General features: G+C 61.6%; 17 protein-coding genes. 7 read left to right on the forward strand and 10 right to left on the reverse strand.

The window, feature by feature from the left end; all coding sequences use genetic code 11:
* Nucleotides 1–59 precede the first annotated feature (59 nt).
* The gene (locus FHU29_RS20790; RefSeq protein ID WP_183377639.1) at nucleotides 60–668 is read right to left on the reverse strand and encodes a TetR/AcrR family transcriptional regulator; all 609 of its coding nucleotides are present in this window, start codon (nucleotides 666–668) and stop codon (nucleotides 60–62) included.
* Between the two features lie 251 nt (nucleotides 669–919).
* Between FHU29_RS20790 and FHU29_RS20795 the strand changes: the two genes are divergently transcribed.
* Genes FHU29_RS20795 through FHU29_RS20810 form a run of 4 tightly spaced genes read left to right on the forward strand, consistent with a single transcriptional unit; the run spans nucleotide 920 to nucleotide 5,832 of the window.
* Nucleotides 920–1,978, forward strand: a complete 1,059-nt coding sequence (locus FHU29_RS20795) for an SDR family NAD(P)-dependent oxidoreductase (RefSeq protein ID WP_064442454.1) — start codon at nucleotides 920–922, stop codon at nucleotides 1,976–1,978.
* Nucleotides 1,979–2,010: 32 nt separating this feature from the next.
* Nucleotides 2,011–2,847, forward strand: coding sequence for an SDR family oxidoreductase (locus FHU29_RS20800; protein WP_064442455.1), 837 nt, complete (start codon nucleotides 2,011–2,013; stop codon nucleotides 2,845–2,847).
* 4 nt (nucleotides 2,848–2,851) lie between these two features.
* Nucleotides 2,852–4,033, forward strand: a complete 1,182-nt coding sequence (locus FHU29_RS20805; RefSeq protein ID WP_064442480.1) for an alpha/beta fold hydrolase — start codon at nucleotides 2,852–2,854, stop codon at nucleotides 4,031–4,033.
* Nucleotides 4,021–5,832 carry an AMP-dependent synthetase/ligase gene (locus tag FHU29_RS20810; RefSeq protein ID WP_064442456.1) on the forward strand — a complete coding sequence of 604 codons (1,812 nt, stop codon included), beginning with the start codon at nucleotides 4,021–4,023 and terminating at the stop codon, nucleotides 5,830–5,832. Before FHU29_RS20805 ends, FHU29_RS20810 begins: the two co-directional genes overlap by 13 nt.
* A 68-nt stretch (nucleotides 5,833–5,900) precedes the next feature.
* On the opposite strand, the gene FHU29_RS20815 is transcribed toward FHU29_RS20810, so the two are convergent.
* Genes FHU29_RS20815 through FHU29_RS20825 form a run of 3 tightly spaced genes read right to left on the reverse strand, consistent with a single transcriptional unit; the run spans nucleotide 5,901 to nucleotide 7,360 of the window.
* Nucleotides 5,901–6,362 (reverse strand): peroxiredoxin, encoded by a 462-nt coding sequence (locus FHU29_RS20815; RefSeq protein WP_064442457.1) that lies wholly within the window; start codon nucleotides 6,360–6,362, stop codon nucleotides 5,901–5,903.
* A 24-nt stretch (nucleotides 6,363–6,386) separates the two neighbouring features.
* A complete protein-coding gene (locus FHU29_RS20820; RefSeq protein WP_064442458.1) occupies nucleotides 6,387–6,731 on the reverse strand; it encodes a cupredoxin domain-containing protein in 345 nt (114 codons plus the stop codon).
* Nucleotides 6,731–7,360: a TetR/AcrR family transcriptional regulator gene (locus FHU29_RS20825; protein WP_064442459.1), complete on the reverse strand. Its 630-nt coding sequence runs from the start codon at nucleotides 7,358–7,360 to the stop codon at nucleotides 6,731–6,733. The genes FHU29_RS20820 and FHU29_RS20825 overlap by 1 nt, the downstream gene beginning before the upstream one ends.
* Nucleotides 7,361–7,545: 185 nt before the next feature.
* Here FHU29_RS20825 and FHU29_RS20830 point away from each other — a divergent pair, with 185 nt between their 5' ends.
* A complete protein-coding gene (locus tag FHU29_RS20830) occupies nucleotides 7,546–9,042 on the forward strand; it encodes a glutamate-cysteine ligase family protein (RefSeq protein WP_064442460.1) in 1,497 nt (498 codons plus the stop codon).
* A 21-nt stretch (nucleotides 9,043–9,063) separates the two neighbouring features.
* Here FHU29_RS20830 and FHU29_RS20835 read toward each other — a convergent pair whose 3' ends face one another.
* Nucleotides 9,064–10,593, reverse strand: coding sequence for a flavin-containing monooxygenase (locus FHU29_RS20835; protein WP_064442461.1), 1,530 nt, complete (start codon nucleotides 10,591–10,593; stop codon nucleotides 9,064–9,066).
* Nucleotides 10,594–10,753: 160 nt separating this feature from the next.
* Nucleotides 10,754–11,686: a TIM barrel protein gene (locus tag FHU29_RS20840; protein ID WP_064442462.1), complete on the reverse strand. Its 933-nt coding sequence runs from the start codon at nucleotides 11,684–11,686 to the stop codon at nucleotides 10,754–10,756.
* A 134-nt stretch (nucleotides 11,687–11,820) separates the two neighbouring features.
* Between FHU29_RS20840 and FHU29_RS20845 the strand changes: the two genes are divergently transcribed.
* Entirely contained in the window at nucleotides 11,821–12,837 is a 1,017-nt protein-coding gene (locus tag FHU29_RS20845; protein WP_064442463.1) for a LacI family DNA-binding transcriptional regulator, read from the forward strand.
* A gap of 13 nt (nucleotides 12,838–12,850) precedes the next feature.
* Here FHU29_RS20845 and FHU29_RS20850 read toward each other — a convergent pair whose 3' ends face one another.
* On the reverse strand, nucleotides 12,851–13,036 hold the full coding sequence (locus FHU29_RS20850; protein WP_064442464.1) for a hypothetical protein: 186 nt from the start codon (nucleotides 13,034–13,036) through the stop codon (nucleotides 12,851–12,853).
* 264 nt (nucleotides 13,037–13,300) lie between these two features.
* On the opposite strand from FHU29_RS20850, the gene FHU29_RS20855 reads away from it, so the two are divergent.
* Nucleotides 13,301–13,723 carry an NUDIX hydrolase gene (locus tag FHU29_RS20855; protein ID WP_341478989.1) on the forward strand — a complete coding sequence of 141 codons (423 nt, stop codon included), beginning with the start codon at nucleotides 13,301–13,303 and terminating at the stop codon, nucleotides 13,721–13,723.
* Nucleotides 13,724–13,754: 31 nt separating this feature from the next.
* Here FHU29_RS20855 and FHU29_RS20860 read toward each other — a convergent pair whose 3' ends face one another.
* From FHU29_RS20860 to sdhA, 3 genes are all read right to left on the reverse strand, one after another.
* The gene (locus FHU29_RS20860; RefSeq protein WP_013808706.1) at nucleotides 13,755–13,937 is read right to left on the reverse strand and encodes a hypothetical protein; all 183 of its coding nucleotides are present in this window, start codon (nucleotides 13,935–13,937) and stop codon (nucleotides 13,755–13,757) included.
* 104 nt (nucleotides 13,938–14,041) lie between these two features.
* Nucleotides 14,042–14,818 carry a succinate dehydrogenase iron-sulfur subunit gene (locus tag FHU29_RS20865; protein WP_064442465.1) on the reverse strand — a complete coding sequence of 259 codons (777 nt, stop codon included), beginning with the start codon at nucleotides 14,816–14,818 and terminating at the stop codon, nucleotides 14,042–14,044.
* Nucleotides 14,818–16,584 carry a succinate dehydrogenase flavoprotein subunit gene (gene sdhA / locus FHU29_RS20870; protein WP_064442466.1) on the reverse strand — a complete coding sequence of 589 codons (1,767 nt, stop codon included), beginning with the start codon at nucleotides 16,582–16,584 and terminating at the stop codon, nucleotides 14,818–14,820. Before sdhA ends, FHU29_RS20865 begins: the two co-directional genes overlap by 1 nt.
* Nucleotides 16,585–16,594 lie beyond the last annotated feature (10 nt).

Here is a 16,594-nt window from a genome sequence, read left to right on the forward strand (position 1 = left end):
TCGTCAATGCCGACACCCCGACCCTACCGTGATGGAGATCACTCCCGGCGTATGAGCTCCTAGGAGGGGGCGCCCAAGAACGCTGACGAAACGAGCGCGATCATTGTGTCTGAAAGCTGGTGCAGGTCAGCGAGCCGCTCCTCTTCCGCAGCTTGCACGATGAGTTCGGTCAGCCCGCCGGTGATGGCGGTAGCCATTTCTGGAGAAAGCGCACGCACGGCGGGATTGCGCTGCTGTGCCCGCTCGGCGAGGCTGATCAGGAGAGAGACGAAGCTGCGCTGCATTTCTCGGCGTGCTTCGCGCGCTCGGGGTCCGGCGCCGAGGGTTTCGACGAAATGCGTCTTCGTTGCAGCCGGCGAGTCGCTTAATGCGTTTAGAAGCGCGTTGATCGTTGATTCGATGCGTTCAGCTGTAGTGTCGCCGATTTCCGATGCCTTGCTGACAGTGGCGATGACGTCCGCGCTGAATTCCTCGTGACTTGCGAGGAGGGCGCTCTCTTTCTCGGCGAAGTGTTCGTAGAAGGTACGCCTAGAAACGTGAGCGAGCGCCACAACGTCGGCGATTGTGGTGGCGGCGTAGCCCTTTGCGGCGACCGATTCAGTGAAGGCGGCGAGGACCCGGGCGCGCGCGGCATCACCCTTCCCGTTAGCGGGTGCAGCTGCAGTCATAGGTGCCTTCCTGTAGAGGCTGGCGTGGTATCTGATCGTACCCACCGGCGTGCGATGAGGTGTTGAAGAGCCCTCCGAGCTGGGCATTCTTTGCCAGTTTGAAGACTGTGTTCAGCGTCACTTGCCAAGCGGTACTGTCACGTACCATACTGTGATTCGTAGCGGTACGAAGAAGTACCAGTGAAGCTGATCCTCCTTCTAGGGCATTGTGGCCCAGATCTCACACCTCACGCACCACAGGAGTAACACCCATGGCAACTCTCGCCCTTCCATCGCAGATCTCCCCAGCCGCCCTCAGTGCCCTCGTCGAGCACGCGGTCCTACCGCAAGCTCTAGCAGTGACGACCGCTGCACGCCGCGTACTCTCCGGCGCGGACCTCCCGCTCGAGGGGCGCAACGTCGTCATCACAGGGGGATCGTCCGGCATCGGTGCTGCCGCCGCGCTGAAAGTTGCCGGAGCCGGCGGCACCGTCATCCTCGTCGCCCGCAGCATCGACAAGCTCGATGCCGTCAAGCAGGAAATCGAAGCTGCTGGGGGAAGTGCCTACACATACTCCTGCGATGTCACGGACAACGAATCCGTCGATGCCCTGGTCGAACAGCTCGTCGCCGACCACGGCCAAATCCACATGCTCGTTAACAATGCAGGGCGCTCGATCCGCCGCTCGATCGCATTGTCCTACGACCGCTTCCACGACTTCGAGCGCACCATGTCGCTCAACTACTTCGCGGCGGTCCGGCTGATCCTCCGCCTGCTGCCGCACATGTCCGAAAACGGTTTCGGCCATATCGTCAACATCTCGTCGATTGGTGCTCAAACCAACCCCCCTCGCTTCTCTGCGTACGTCGCGTCGAAGGCTGCGCTGGACGCATTCAGCCGAGTCGTCGCCAGCGAAGTGGTGGGCAAAGGGGTCGGCTTCACCACCGTCCACATGCCGCTCGTGCGTACACCGATGATTGCCCCGACGTCGATGTACGACGCTTTCCCCACGCTTTCACCGGAAGAAGCAGCCGACATGGTGCTCCGGGCACTCGTGAAGCGTCCCAAAGAGATCGGTACTCCGATGGGCACATTCGGCGAGCTCGCCTACACGCTCGCGCCGGGCCTCGTCGACAAGATCCTCCACCAGGCCTACAAGGTCTTCCCGGACTCACTCGCGGCTAAGGGCGAGCTCGACGAAAGCCCAGAACGGCAGGGTCTCAGCCGCAGTGGCCAGATGCTTGCCAGGGCATCGATCCTCGTCCAGGATCAGCCGCTCTCCCGCGCTGCCAAGACCATGATGCGCCTGCTTCCCGGCATCCACTGGTGAAACTTCCCCTACTGCTGACAAAGGAAACAAACATGAAGACTGTCGAAAACAAAAAGGTCCTGATCACCGGCGCCGCAATGGGCATGGGAAAGCTGTATGCGCAGCTCGCGGCGAAGGAAGACGCGTCCGCGATAGTGCTGTGGGACATCAACGAGGTCGCGCTCAAGCAGACCACCGACGAACTGCGCGCGAACGGCGCGACGGTGCATCCCTACGTGGTCGATGTATCCAGCCAGGAAGCAATCGAGGATGCGGCCGCACGGGTTCGTGACGAAGTGGGCGACATCGAGGTGCTCTTCAACAACGCCGGCGTGGTGCGCGGCAACGCCTATTTCTGGGAGACTGACAGCACCCGCGACACCGCATTCACCATGAAGATCAACGCTCTTGCGCCGATGATCATCACGCGGGAGTTCCTGCCTGGCATGGTCGCATCTGAGGGTGAGTGCCGCGTCATTAACGTGGCGTCAGCAGCAGGCCTGACCGCGAACCCGCGCATGGCCTCCTACTGCGGATCCAAATGGGCGGCCGTCGGCTGGTCCGACTCCGTGCGCCTGGAACTCGAGCAAGCTGGCCATCGGCACGTCAAGGTCACCACTGTGTGCCCGTACTACATCAGCACTGGCATGTTCGACGGCGCGAAAGCTGCGCCGCTGCTCCCAATCCTCGAGCCCGAAGCGGTTGTCACAGAGGTGTGGAAGCAGATGAAGAAGGGCGCACCCTTCGTGATCCTGCCGAAGACTGTGCTGCTCAGCGAGGCATTCAAGGGGATCCTTCCCACGTCCATCCGCGACTTCGTCGCCGGCCGGGTACTCGGTGTCTACAAGACGATGGAGCATTTCACCGGCCGTGACCCGCAGAAGGTGTAACCCGATGACACTCCTGATGCCCCTCCCAGTAACACCCGCACGGCTGCCTGCAGCCGCCGCGAACTTGAGCCACAAGGTGCTTTACCACGGACTCGCCGACCTGCGGCCGATGCCCCGCGTTCTTATCAGCAGTGGCCCGCAGCGTGCTGTCTACCGTTACCTCCCAGCCCCAGGAAATCACGAAAACGATGGCGCACCAGTGCTCCTCGTGCCGCCGCTGGCGGTACCGGATTCATGTTTCGATTTGCGGCGCGGTTGCAGCCTCGCGGAGCATCTCGTCGAATCCGGCCGACGCACGTACGTCGTCGACTATGGCCAGATCGGCTTCGGTGAACGAAATCTTGGCATCGAACACTGGATCCACCACGTGCTCCCGCAGGCTATCCGCGCCGCGAGCAAAGATGCCGGGGGAGCTCCGGTGCACCTTGTCAGCTGGAGCCTCGGAGGTGTGTTCTGCCTGCTCACCGCCGCAGATCTGCCGAATCTCCCCATCGCTTCCATCACGCCGATTGCCAGCCCTATAGACTTTGCCGCAGTGCCGCTCGTCAAACCGGTGCGACCCGTCGTGGCGCTTACCCGCGGGCTAGTTCTCACCCAGCTTGCCCGGACGCTTGGTGGGGCACCGAAGCCACTCGTAAAGCGCGCCTTTCAATTCAGCAGCCTGACGAAGAACGTCATCAAACCCTTCACGATGCTGTCGAAGCTCGACGACCGCGAGTTCCTCGCGCAACTCGAAGCTGTTGATGCATTCACCGACCATATGACGGCGTATCCCGGCCGTACCTTCTCTCAGCTCTACCATCTGCTGTTCCGCAAGAACAGCCTCGTCAACGGGCATCTGGATGTCGCTGACCGGTGCATCGACTTCGCCCGGATCCGGGTGCCAGTCATGGTGGTCGCAGGCAGCTGCGACGCGATCGCGCCGAGAAAGTCTGTCGAGAAGCTCGCGTCACTCTTGCCCGGTTCGCGGTATGTGCGGACCGAGGTCGCTCCGGGAGGCCACCTCGGAGTGCTCACTGGCCGCAACGCTCGGACCACTACATGGGCAGCGCTGTCGGACTTCCTGCGACAGGCCGACGAAATTCGCGCCCTGCGCTTCGATACAAACCCCTCGATGGCCGAACTCCGATCAGCCATCGAATCTATCACCACTACTTCCCGTAAGGAGCCCGTATGCGTGAGCTGACGGTACCCGCGCGCGCACACATCGCCCGGCGCGAAAACTTGACTGACATGATCGTCCGCAACGCGCAGGAAGAGCCGCAATCGGTCTCGTTCCGCCGGAAGGTCGGCAGTGACTGGCACGATGTGACCGCCGCCCAGTTCCTCACTGAGGTCGATGCGATGGCCAAGGGTCTGATCGCAAGCGGCGTGAACCCAGGCGATCGCGTTGCCATTCTCTCCCGCACGCGATACGAGTGGACGCTGCTCGACTTCGCGATCTGGAGCGCTGGCGCGATCACTGTCCCGATTTATGAGACGTCGTCCCCGGAGCAAGTGCACTGGATTCTGTCGGACTCCCGAGCTGTCGCATGCATCGCGGAAACAGCGGCGCACGCCGAGATGGTTTCAGGACTGATGCCGGAAGTGCGGTCGCTCGAGCATCTATTCCAGATCGAAGGTGAACTCGCCTCGGCCGCAGAAGGTCTGTTCGTTTTGGGCAGTCGGAGCGAGGGCATCGCGGACGTTGTCGTGCAGGCACGCCGGGACTCGCTTAACGCTGAGTCACTCGCCACGCTGATCTACACCTCCGGAACTACAGGCCGGCCGAAGGGTTGCACGCTCACTCACGCTAACTTTCTTTCGGAAGTCGCCAATGTGACGATGCAGCTCGACGATCTCTTCGGGCGCCGTGAATGTGCGACGCTGCTGTTCCTGCCGCTAGCGCATGTTTTCGCGCGGGTGATCCAGCTAGGTTGTGTTTATCAGCGCGTCACGCTGGGGCACACCGCGGATGTACGGGACCTCCTGGACGACCTTGCCGGGTTCCGGCCGACCTTCATCCTGGCAGTGCCGCGCGTCTTCGAGAAGGTGTACAACACCGCCGTTCAGAAGGCGGATGCCGCGGGCAAGGGCAAGATCTTCAACCGTGCAGCCGCCATCGCGATCCAATACAGCGAAGCACTCGATACTGGTGTTGTACCCGCTGGGCTGCGCACCCGCCGTGCTCTGTACAACGCGCTCGTTTACCGTAAGCTGCGCAAATCCCTCGGCGGCCGGGCTACACACGCAATTTCCGGCGGTTCTGCCCTAGGCAGCCGTCTCGGTCATTTCTATCGCGGCATCGGCTTAACGGTCCTCGAAGGGTACGGGCTGACCGAGACTACCGCTGCGATCACGGTGAACCCGCCGCGTTACGCGAAGATGGGCACCGTTGGATTACCTGTCCCAGGGGCGGTTGTACGGATTGCCGACGACGGTGAGGTGCTTGTCCAGGGCCCAATGGTGTTCGGCGGGTACTGGCGCAACGAGGACGCAACCGAAGAGGCAATCGATAATGATGGCTGGTTCCACACCGGCGATATCGGCACGCTCGACGAACAGGGCTACCTCGCCATCACCGGACGGAAGAAAGAAATCATCGTCACCGCGGGCGGAAAGAACGTGGCGCCCGCCGTGATCGAGGACCGCATCCGTGCTCATCCTCTGGTCAGCCAGGTCATGGTGGTGGGCGATAACGAGCCGTTCATCGGCGCGCTCGTCACCCTGGACGCCGAAGCGCTCACCCCATGGAGCGAGAAGCACGGCAAATCAGGGTCCGTCGTCGAACTCGCTTCGGACCCCGATCTAGTCGCTGCCGTTCAGAGTGCTGTCGACGAGGGCAACAGGGCAGTCTCGAAGGCCGAGTCGGTGCGGAAGTTCCAGATCCTCCCCATCGACTGGACTGTGGAGGACGGGCAGCTCACGCCGTCGATGAAACTCAAGAGGGCCGTCGTGATGAAAGAGCACGAGAACGACGTTAATGCGCTCTACGGCCGTGTCTGACTGCATGCCATGACTGGGCGGTTATGTGCGAAATCCGAGTGGATACTTCGTACGTAACCGCCCATTCGTCAGGAGCGGTGGGTCTTCAGGATCTCGAGTGCCTTGTCAGCGTGGACGTTGGCGCTCAATTCCCCGCTCACTACACCGAGGATCGTCCGGTCCGTATCGATGACGAATGTTTTGCGTTTCACCGGCGCGAGCTTGCCGAGCAAACCACGCTTCACTCCGAACGCGGCGGCGACCCCGCCATCCTTGTCCGACAGCAGCGGGTAGTCGAGATTCTTCTGCGATGCGAACCCGGCCTGAGTGTCAACCGAGTCCGTGCTGATGCCGACTCGAGCGGCACCTACTTCGGTGAACTCAGCGGCGAGGTCGCGGAAGTGACACGCCTCAGCCGTGCAAACAGGGGTGTTCGCCCCGGGGTAGAAGAAGAGAACGACCGGGCCCTTGTCGAGGAGGTCCACCAGTGAGCGAACCGTGCCGTCCTGGTCTTCAAGCTTGAAATCTGGTGCTAAGTCGCCTTTGTCCACAGTTCGTCACCCTACGGGAAAACGCTACTCGACGATGATCAGCCCAGTTTTCTGCGGATGCTCTGAACACACGTATTCGTACTCGCCAGCGTCGTCGAAGGTGTATGACCACGTGTCGAGTGCGATCATAGGGCTCACAAAGTCAGCGGGCGAGTTGTCGCCGGTGCCGACGACGTTGTGCGCAACTGGACCGTCATCGAACACCCATTCCACCGTGTCACCCGCCTGAATGACGACCGTCTCCGGGGTGAAATCCATGTTGGTGGCTTGCACCACAGCCGGCCCGTCGCCGTCGTGGACGTAGGGCGGTCGTTCATTCTCCGCACCACCGCAGCCCGATAATCCTGTGACGACGACCGTTGCGAGCATCAATCCCGTGGCGGCGTGTAAACGAATTGGGGGCCTCCTTCGTTCCAGCCAGCAACCTGCTGGACTGTCTTGTTCAGGTTATCGACCAGCATGTCGACAATCCCGTCCACCTGCATCACGTCGGGCGTCGCTTCGACCGCTATCTCTTCCGCCATCGCGAGCCAGCCTCGAACTACGAGCCGGAGTTGCGGGGTGGGTTCGGTGGTACCCATCGCGTCGATCACGCGGTCGGCGATGCGGGCTCGGATACTGGAAAACACCTCAAGCACCCGTTCGTCTCCGCCCGCGCCCGCACGAACCAGAGCTACATAGTTTCCTCGGCGCCGCTGAATGAACTGCACGAAACCGTCCACGATACCGCGGACACGCTCAGTCGTGGTCCCTTCGTCAGGTGCGCGAGCGTGCAGGAGGAGCCGGTTGCCGGCCGCCCGGACCACTGCGATGTAGTACTCGCGCTTAGTGGGGAAGTAGTGGAAAAGCAGTCCCCGCGAGATACCGGCCTCGGCAGCCACCTCGTCGATTGCGAGTTCGTGGATGGGACGGTTGACGAGAAGGCGCAGCCCGATACCGATCAGCTGCCTGCGCCGGTCTTCCGCAGCCAAGCGTGTACGCACGGTCGGGACTGTCATGTCGGCACTGTAACACCGCAGATGGAGCGCCGGCTCAGCCTAGGGCCGCAGCGTTGAGCGCTGCTCAACACGTGATCTTCCCTGCTCCCGAAAGAGATTGTCTGTCACAGCCTGGCGTGTCCCGCTATGGTCGTGGAAGCGCGGTTGCCACCGAGGATTTCACCAGGAAGTGGGCGGAGCGGAATATGGGAGCTGAAGTCACTTCGATCAGGTTCACTCATGAAGACCGCCGCCGGTTTCGGCGCAAGGTCCACGAGTGCACCGAAGCGCTCGAACGGATGCTGCGTGACGGCGCGTTCGAGCGCTTGCGCGCGGTGCCTCTTCTTGGGATGGAAGTCGAGCTGAATCTCGTCGATGAGCACATGGAACCCGCGAAAGCGAATGACACTGTCCTCGAAGCCATCGCAGATACCGATTATCAGACGGAACTCGGCCGCTTCAACATCGAACTCAACGTCGCACCAGCACCGCTTTCCGGAAATTCGATCGCTCAGGTGGAAAGCAAACTGCGCAGCTCGCTTGAGCACGCCGATGATGTTGCTGCGCGGAACCATGCTCGGCTTGTTCTCACCGGGATGCTGCCCACGTTGCGAACTGAGCACTTCGATGCGGCGTGGATCACTGACAATCCGCGGTACGCCCTCCTCAACGATCAGATCTTCGCGGCACGAGGTGAGGACATCGAGATCGATATCAGCGGAACTGGACTCGACGGGCGTCCCGAACGGTTGCGTATCGACTGCACATCTGTGCTGCCGGAAGCGGCCTGTACTTCTGTGCAGCTGCACCTCGCGGTCGATCCCGAAATGTTCGCCAGCTACTGGAACGCGGCACAGTGCATTGCGGGTGTACAGGTAGCGCTGGGAGCCAACTCACCTTTCCTGGCCCAAACGTCGCTGTGGCACGAAAGCCGTATACCTGTGTTCGAGCAAGCAATCGACACAAGATCCTGGGAACTGAAGAATCAGGGTGTACGACCGCGGGTCTGGTTCGGTGAACGCTGGATTACGTCGATTTTCGATCTTTTCGACGAGAACGCTCGCTACTTCCCTGCACTGCTCCCCGAAGTTGACGATGAGGAACCGCTTGCGCTGCTCGACAGTGGTGGTGTGCCCAAGCTAGCTGAGCTCGCGATGCACAACGGGACGATCTATCGGTGGAACCGCCCGGTTTACGCGGTGGTTGATGGCGAGCCGCAAATGCGCGTCGAGAACAGGGTCCTCCCGTGCGGTCCGACGGTAGTCGACACGATCGCGAATGCGGCGTTTTACTACGGCACGGTGCACGCGCTCGCCAATGCGGAACGGCCGCTGTGGAGCCAGATGTCGTTCGGTGCCGCCGCATCGAATCTGAAAGCCGGTGCCCAGCAAGGAATGGACGCCCGCTTCTACTGGCCCACTTTCGGTGAGGTGGGCCCCGACGAACTAGTTCTGCGCTGGCTGCTCCCACTTGCCGACCAGGGCCTCGCTGACTATGGCGCGTCGCAAGAAGTGAGAGACCGGTACTTGGGCATCATCGAGGAAAGGTGCCTTTCAGGCCGTAACGGCGCGGCGTGGCAGCGCGCGACCGTCGCACGCCTGGAAGCGAAAGGAAGGACGCGCGGGGAAGCCCTCACTCAGATGCTCGCGGAGTACGCGGAGCACATGAGGGTGGGTGCACCAGTCCACACGTGGCCATGGTGAGGGCCTCCGCACCGTCCCGACTCAGCTGGTGAGGGCTGCTTCGCGCGGCGCGTCAGCGGTGATCGACTCGAAAACGAAGTCGGCCGCGTTGACGCGTCGGGTGCGCGACCAGTACTGGAAGGTGAATCCCGGCCAGATCGTGCGATTGAGACCCTGCGAGTCGAGATACCAGCTAGTGCACCCGCCGGTACTCCATACACCAGTCGCAAGCTTGCTCTGGATCTCGTTCGTGAACTCGCGCTGTGCTGCTGCGCTGACCTCGATGACACCACGCTTTGTGTCGGCGAGCTTCATCGCAGACAGGATGTACCCGATCTGCTGCTCGATCATGAACACCACAGAGTTGTGTCCGAGCGCGGTGTTCGGGCCGAGCAGGAAGAAGGCGTTCGGGAATCCGGCGATGGTGATGCCGAGGTGGGTTTCCATGCCCGCGCGAGCCCACTGCTCTTTGAGATTCACGCCGTCACGGCCCGTGAGATCGATGCTGTCGAAGCCGTCTGTCACGTGGAATCCGGTGCCGTAGATGACGACATCGACTTCACGCTCAGTGCCGTCGTTGGCGATGATTCCGGTGGGAGTGAACTCGCGGATCCCTTCGGTGATAACACTCGAGTGTTCGCGTGCGAGTGCAGGGTAATAGGTGCTCGATCCGAGGATCCGTTTGCAGCCAATCCTGTAGTCCGGGGTGAGCTTGCGCCGAAGCTCTGGGTCCGGCACGGAGCGGTCGATGTTCCATTTCGCGAGTCGCTCTATCGGCTGCATCATGTTCGAATTGCCGTTGAGGCCGAGCGCGAGACTTTCACTGGCCCAATAGATCATGTTGCGGACAGCTCGTCTGGCAAGTGGTACCTTCGCGAGCGCGGTTTGCGCGGCACCGGGGATCGGCACATTCGTCCGAGGGAGCACCCACGCCGGAGTCCGCTGGTAGAGGTGCAGCTCTTTCACTTGATCGACGATTTCTGGAACGAACTGGATCGCGCTCGCTCCTGTGCCGATTACCGCGACTCGCTTGCCGCGCAGATCAACATTGTGGTTCCACTGCGCGGAGTGAAAGCGTTCTCCGGTGAAGGTGTCATCACCTTTGAAGCGCGGAATACTCGGGATGTGCAGACCGCCGATGCCGGAGACCAGGTACTGCGCTTCATAGCTGACACCTTCAGCGGTGCGAACGGTCCAGCGTTGCGTGGTCTCGTTCCATGCGGCCCCGGTGAATGTCCGGCCGAAGTGGGTGTGGCTCTTCAGGTTGTGCTTCTCGGCGACCGCCCGCATGTAGTCGAAGATTTCAGGCTGACGAGCCCATAGCTTCGTCCAGCGCGCATTCGGCTCGAAGGAGAAGGAGTACATGTGGGAGGGCACGTCACACGCGCAGCCGGGGTAGGTGTTTTCACGCCACGTGCCGCCGAAATCATGCGCTTTGTCGATGATGATGAAGTCGGGCTGCTTATTGCGCAGCAGCTGTATCGCCATACCCATGCCGGAGAAGCCGGTGCCGATGATGAGTGTGCGCGTCGTGTGAGTGGACGCAGCAGTTCCGGCATTGGATAGCGACATTGGTACCCCTTCAGATCAGCTCAGCCGGGCGCCTCCACGGAGGACGACCGCACCGCCGCGACGTTGCGGCAGATATCTGTGTGGGTCAAGGTGTACCGGATAGGGCGAATTAGTGTCAATGACCGTTGTCACAGTCTGGGTCAGATTTGCATACAGGCAGTTAGCGGTTGGTCTCGAAGATGGCGTTCAGAAACTCGACCGAAGCCCGGGCGTCCGAGATAGGTCCTTCGTCTTCCGGCTCGCCGTCGAGGATCATGTCCTGTTCGAGGACATACCAGCCGTTGAAGCCACTGCCCTCCAGCGTTTTGATTACGGTGGCGATGTCGATGTCGCCCTGGCCCAGGGGCCGGAACATCCCACGCCGAACTCCGTCGGTAAACGCGATGTCCCCCCTGCGAACCTGATCCGCAAGCGCCGCATCAACGTCCTTGAGGTGGACGTGCGCGATCCGGTCGGTCGCTGTACGCGTCAGCTCCACAGGGTCGCAACCTCCGATGAGCAGATGTCCGGTGTCAAGACACAGCGCAATCGAGGAGCCGGACAGCACGCGCTGGACCTCTTCTTCGTTCTCGACCATGGTTCCGACATGGGGATGAAGCACGGCGAGCACACCTCGAGAGGCGGCATAGGAGGCAAGATGGTCGAGATTGGTCAACAATGTATCCCAGCCTTGCCTGTCAAGCTCTGGGCGCGAGTCGTAGCCGTCGATGCCGGTCGCTGCGGCCAACACAAGGACCGTCGCGCCTGCGGCAGTGAACCAGTCGAGAACTCTGGCGATTTCCTGCTGGGGGTCCTGTGCCGGGTCGTGGAGGACGACCGGTGCAAACCCGCCAACCGCCGCCAACTCGTGCTCCTTCAGTGCTGCGGCGCGGGCGGCAGGCTCCTCCGGGAGGAAATCCGCGGGGCCGAATTCGGTCGCCGTGAGGCCCAGGCTGTTCATCTCGCTGAGCACGCGGGCAGGGCTGAGTTGGTGCCCCCATTCGGGAACCTCACACACTCCCCACGAAATTGGCGCGCCGGCAACGCGTTCGGCGGCTGGAATCCGCGGCGCGGATGATAGCGACGATCCTGATGGCGAGTATGCGCTAGTCATTGATGAGTCCTTGCTGAGCGGCGACGTGAGTGCCCGGAGATTTCCGGGCCGCGAGAACTGATGTCTCTAGTCTTGCGGGGACTAGACTGGCAATCAACCTCACAAAACCATCAAAAACACCTCAGGAATCAGGCATGGTCCATCGATTCAAAGTCAGGGAAATTGCCCAGCAAAGCGGCCTCAGTGAAGCGACCGTCGACCGGGTCCTCCACGAGCGTCCCGGCGTGCGAGAAAGCACCAGGATGGAGGTGCAGCAGGCTATCTCTGACCTGGACCGGCAGCGTTCACAATTGCGACTCGAAGGCCGCAAGTTCATCTTCGACGTGGTGATGCACGCACCGCAGCGTTTCGTAACTGAGGTGCGGGAGGCGCTCGAAGCCGAGATCCCTGCCATGCAGCCAGCAGTGATCCGGTGCCGGTTCCATCACCGCGAAACCGGGTCCGCGGAAGTGCTCGTGGAAACGCTCGACCGCATCGCTAAGCGCGGCTCACAGGGTGTACTCCTGAAAGCTCCGGATGTGCCCGGCATCGTCGAGGCCATTCAACGGCTCGATACCGCAGGCATTCCCGTCGTCACGATGTTCACTGACGTTGCTCGAAGCGCGCGAGCCGGCTATGTCGGCATCGATGACCGGGCGGCCGGATCCACCGCTGCGTATCTGATGAGCCAATGGCTTCGTCGTGAGCAGGGAAACATCCTCATCAGCCTGACTCAGAACTTCTTCCGGAACGAGGAAGAACGGGAGGCGGGATTTCGCGCAACGATGCGCTCCCTGAATCCAGAACGGCGCCTCATCGAGATCCCTGACACCGACGGCATTGACGACACGGTGCGGCGTCGCGCCGTCGACGCACTGAACCGGGACCCGTCGATTATGGCCGCCTACTCTATTGGCGGAGGCAACCGCGCCCTGCTAGCAGCCTTTGAGCAGGCTGGGAGAGCGTGTCACGCATTCATTGCCCACGACCTCGACGACGACAACACCCAACTACTGCGGGACGGCCGTGTCTCCGCAGTGCTGCACCACGACCTGCATGCTGACGTCCGCCGCGCCTGCAGACTGCTGCTGCAGGCGCGCGGCGCGCTCGATGGGGTGCCGCCGTCACTCAGCACGATTCACATCGCTACCCCGCACAACATTCCACGTTGACGTCGCCCGCACTTCAGTTGACCTCCGCGTCCGGGCTGAGAACTGAAACGACGGAAGACGCGGAGAACGCTGTCCAGGCGTGGTTATCACTAGACGCTTCAGAACTCGCCGCGAACGCGACCGCTCCGGCAAGGGTGACGCTCGACGCGGCGGCGAGTATGGCGGCGCGCCGAACGCGAGTTGCGGTCCTTGGACGCATGAAAGCTCCTTTTGTGCACTGCACTTAGCAACCGGGCACATCAGCCGCAGTTGGTTGTCGCAATGATCGTTAAGCACACAGCGCTTCGGTGCATTCGGATTAGACAAGCAGTTAGCCGGCTGTAACCGTCACGTGTCTGTTGTTGCGTTCGTCGCACTTTTTGTCACTAGGTGTTAACCAATTGGAGTCCTCGGTACCCTCGATTCCGGCGCTCAACCCGGTGCCGGATCCTCGAAGTGCGAACATCACGACAGGTATCTGATAGTGACCAAGCCGATCACTGTAGCGGGAGTGTGCTTCCTCAAAAATCGGGAGCACATCCTGCTAGTCCGTAAGCAGGGCACCGAGCATTTCATGCTCCCTGGTGGCAAACCGGACCTGTCCGAATCGATTTACGCCGCGGCGATCCGCGAATGCCACGAAGAGATCAACGTTCAGCTCAACGAGGATTCGCTGCGCTTCCTTGGAAGGTGGACCGCGCCCGCCGCCAACGAAACGGGCCGCACCATAGATGCGACCGTGTTCGTGTGTGAGGCTGCCGAAGCCGCAGGGGCAGCGTCGGGCGCGGAAATTGCGGAGGTCCGCTGGGTGAGCATCAAGAGCGCACCAGCTAGCGTGCTCCTCGCGCCACTCGTGACGGAAAACGTCATCCCTGCGCTAGCGTCCGCGCCTAGGGCTTGCGCCTGAGTTGGCCCTGCCTGAGTTGGCCCTGCCTGAATCAGCCTGGCAGACCCGGAGGGTAGTGGGCGCCGGAAAACTCTGGCGGCCCCTGAATCCCCAGCATTTGCAGCAGGGTACGGCAATCTTCGGCGTTTGTGCTGCGGGTTGCGACTGCGCGCTGTGCTTTACGCCAGATTTCTGGGTCGATGGGCCCTGGCCCGCGTGACGACATGTCGGACATTCGGATTATCTTACCTCTATGCGGAGGACAGTACGAACTGGCTGTGAACGGCCGGTGGGCGCCCCTCTGAATCCAGAGAAGCGCCCACCGCCCTATGCATTTCGTCAGCGCGCGAAGAGCAATGCGCGCTTGACTTCCTGGATTGCCTGCGTCACCTGAATCCCGCGTGGGCAAGACTCAGTACAGTTGAACGTCGTGCGACAGCGCCAGACGCCGTCCATGTCGTTGAGGATCTCGAGGCGCTCGGCAGCGCCCTCGTCGCGGCTATCAAAGATGAACCGATGAGCGTTGACGATCGCTGCTGGGCCGAAGTACGACCCGTCATGCCAGAACACCGGGCATGAGGTCGTGCAGCACGCGCACAGGATGCACTTCGTTGTGTCGTCGAACCGGGCACGGTCTGACTGCGACTGGATCCGTTCGCGCGTCGGTTCCTGGCCGTAGTTGATGAGGAACGGCTTCACGGCGCGGAACGCGTCGAAGAAGGGTTCCATGTCGACGATGAGGTCCTTCTCTACCGGCAGCCCACGGATCGGCTCCACGGTGATAGTGACGGACTTCCCATCTTTGGACAGCATGTCCTTCATCAGGATCTTGCAGGCCAGCCGGTTGACGCCGTTGATTCGCATCGCGTCGGAACCGCAGATTCCGTGTGCACAGGAGCGCCGGAAGGTCAGCGTGCCATCGAGATACCACTTCACATAGTGCAGCAGGTTAAGAAGCCGGTCTGAGGGCAGCGCCGGAACCTCAAACTCCTGGAAGCCCTGAGCATCCGGGTCTTCCGGGTTGAACCGGCGAATCCGGAGCGTCACCATGACGGCGCCCTCGGGAACCGGGGGGAGTGAACGCTCGCCTGTTTCAGATTCAACTGTCGCAGTCATCAGTACTTGCGCTCCATCGGCTCGTAGCGGGTGAAGGTCACTGGCTTGTAATCCAGTTTGATGTCGGCGATCAGTGGGGGCTGGCCGTCTGCTGGAACCTCTTTGTACGCCATGGTGTGGCGCAAGTAGTTCACGTCGTCACGATCTGGGTAATCCTCACGTGCGTGCCCGCCGCGGGATTCCTTCCGGTTGAGTGCACCGGCAACCGTGACCTCCGCGAGTTCAAGCAAGAAGCCCAGTTCCACGGCTTCGAGAAGGTCGCTGTTGTAGCGCTTGCCTTTGTCGTGCACCTGCACGCGGCCGTACCGCTCTTTGAGCGAGTTGATGTCCTTGAGCGCTTGCTTCAGCGTTTCCTCGGTCCGGAACACTGAGGCGTTCCGGTCCATCGTTTCCTGCAGCGCGATCCGGATGTCAGCGACGCGCTCGTTGCCCTCGCCGGAAAGCATGCTGTCCATCCAGTCCTGCACCATTTGCGCGGGAGTGTCCGGGAGCGGCTCGTATTCCGAACCTAGTGCGTGCTCCGCAGCAGCGATGCCGGCGCGGCGGCCGAACACGTTGATGTCGAGCAGCGAGTTCGTGCCCAGGCGGTTCGCGCCATGGACGGAGACGCATGCGCATTCGCCCGCGGCGTAGAGACCATGGACGATCTCGTCGTTGTTGAGCAGCACTTCGCCACTGATGCGCGTGGGGATACCGCCCATTACGTAGTGGCACGTCGGGAACACCGGCACGAGTTCCTTCACCGGGTCTACGCCGAGGTAGGTACGCGAGAACTCGGTGATGTCTGGCAGTTTTTCTTCCAGAACATCCTCACCGAGGTGGGTGACGTCAATGTAGACGTAATCCTTGTTGGGCCCGGCGCCGCGCCCTTCGAGAACTTCGAGCACCATCGATCGGGCGACGATGTCGCGCGGTGCGAGGTCCTTGATAGTGGGAGCGTAGCGCTCCATGAAACGCTCGCCTTCGGCATTGCGGAGGATTCCGCCCTCGCCGCGGACAGCCTCCGAGATGAGAATGCCCAGGCCTGCGAGGCCTGTCGGATGGAACTGGTGAAATTCCATGTCCTCGAGCGGCAGGCCCTTGCGGAACACGATGGCCATGCCGTCGCCAGTCAAGGTGTGCGCGTTCGAGGTCGTCTTGTACATACGGCCCGAACCGCCTGTGGCGAAGACGATCGACTTCGCATGGAACACGTGGATCTCGCCGGTTGCGAGCTCATAGGCGATGACGCCGGTAGCTGCAGTGCCCTGCGAGGTTTTGGTCAGACACAGATCGAGTACGTAGAACTCGTTGAAGAACTCGACGCCATGCTTGACGCAGTTCTGGTACAGCGTCTGCAGAATCATGTGGCCCGTGCGGTCCGCGGCATAGCAGGCACGTCGCACTGGTGCCTTGCCGTGGTCGCGCGTGTGGCCACCGAAACGACGCTGGTCGATTTTGCCTTCAGGCGTGCGGTTGAACGGCAGACCCATCTTCTCGAGGTCGAGAACGGCGTCGATCGCTTCTTTCGCCATGGTCTCAGCGGCGTCCTGGTCGACCAGGTAGTCGCCGCCCTTCACGGTATCGAAGGTGTGCCACTCCCAGTTGTCCTCTTCGACGTTGGCCAGCGCGGCACACATGCCGCCCTGCGCCGCACCCGTGTGAGAACGCGTGGGGTAAAGCTTTGTCAGCACTGCGGTACGGACGCGGGGGCCGGCTTCGATAGCGGCACGCATCCCGGCGCCACCAGCGCCGACGATGATCACGTCGTAACGGTGTTCTTGCATGTACGCCTCG

This window comes from Hoyosella altamirensis, from assembly GCF_014191505.1.
Taxonomy (GTDB): Bacteria; Actinomycetota; Actinomycetes; order Mycobacteriales; family Mycobacteriaceae; genus Hoyosella; species Hoyosella altamirensis.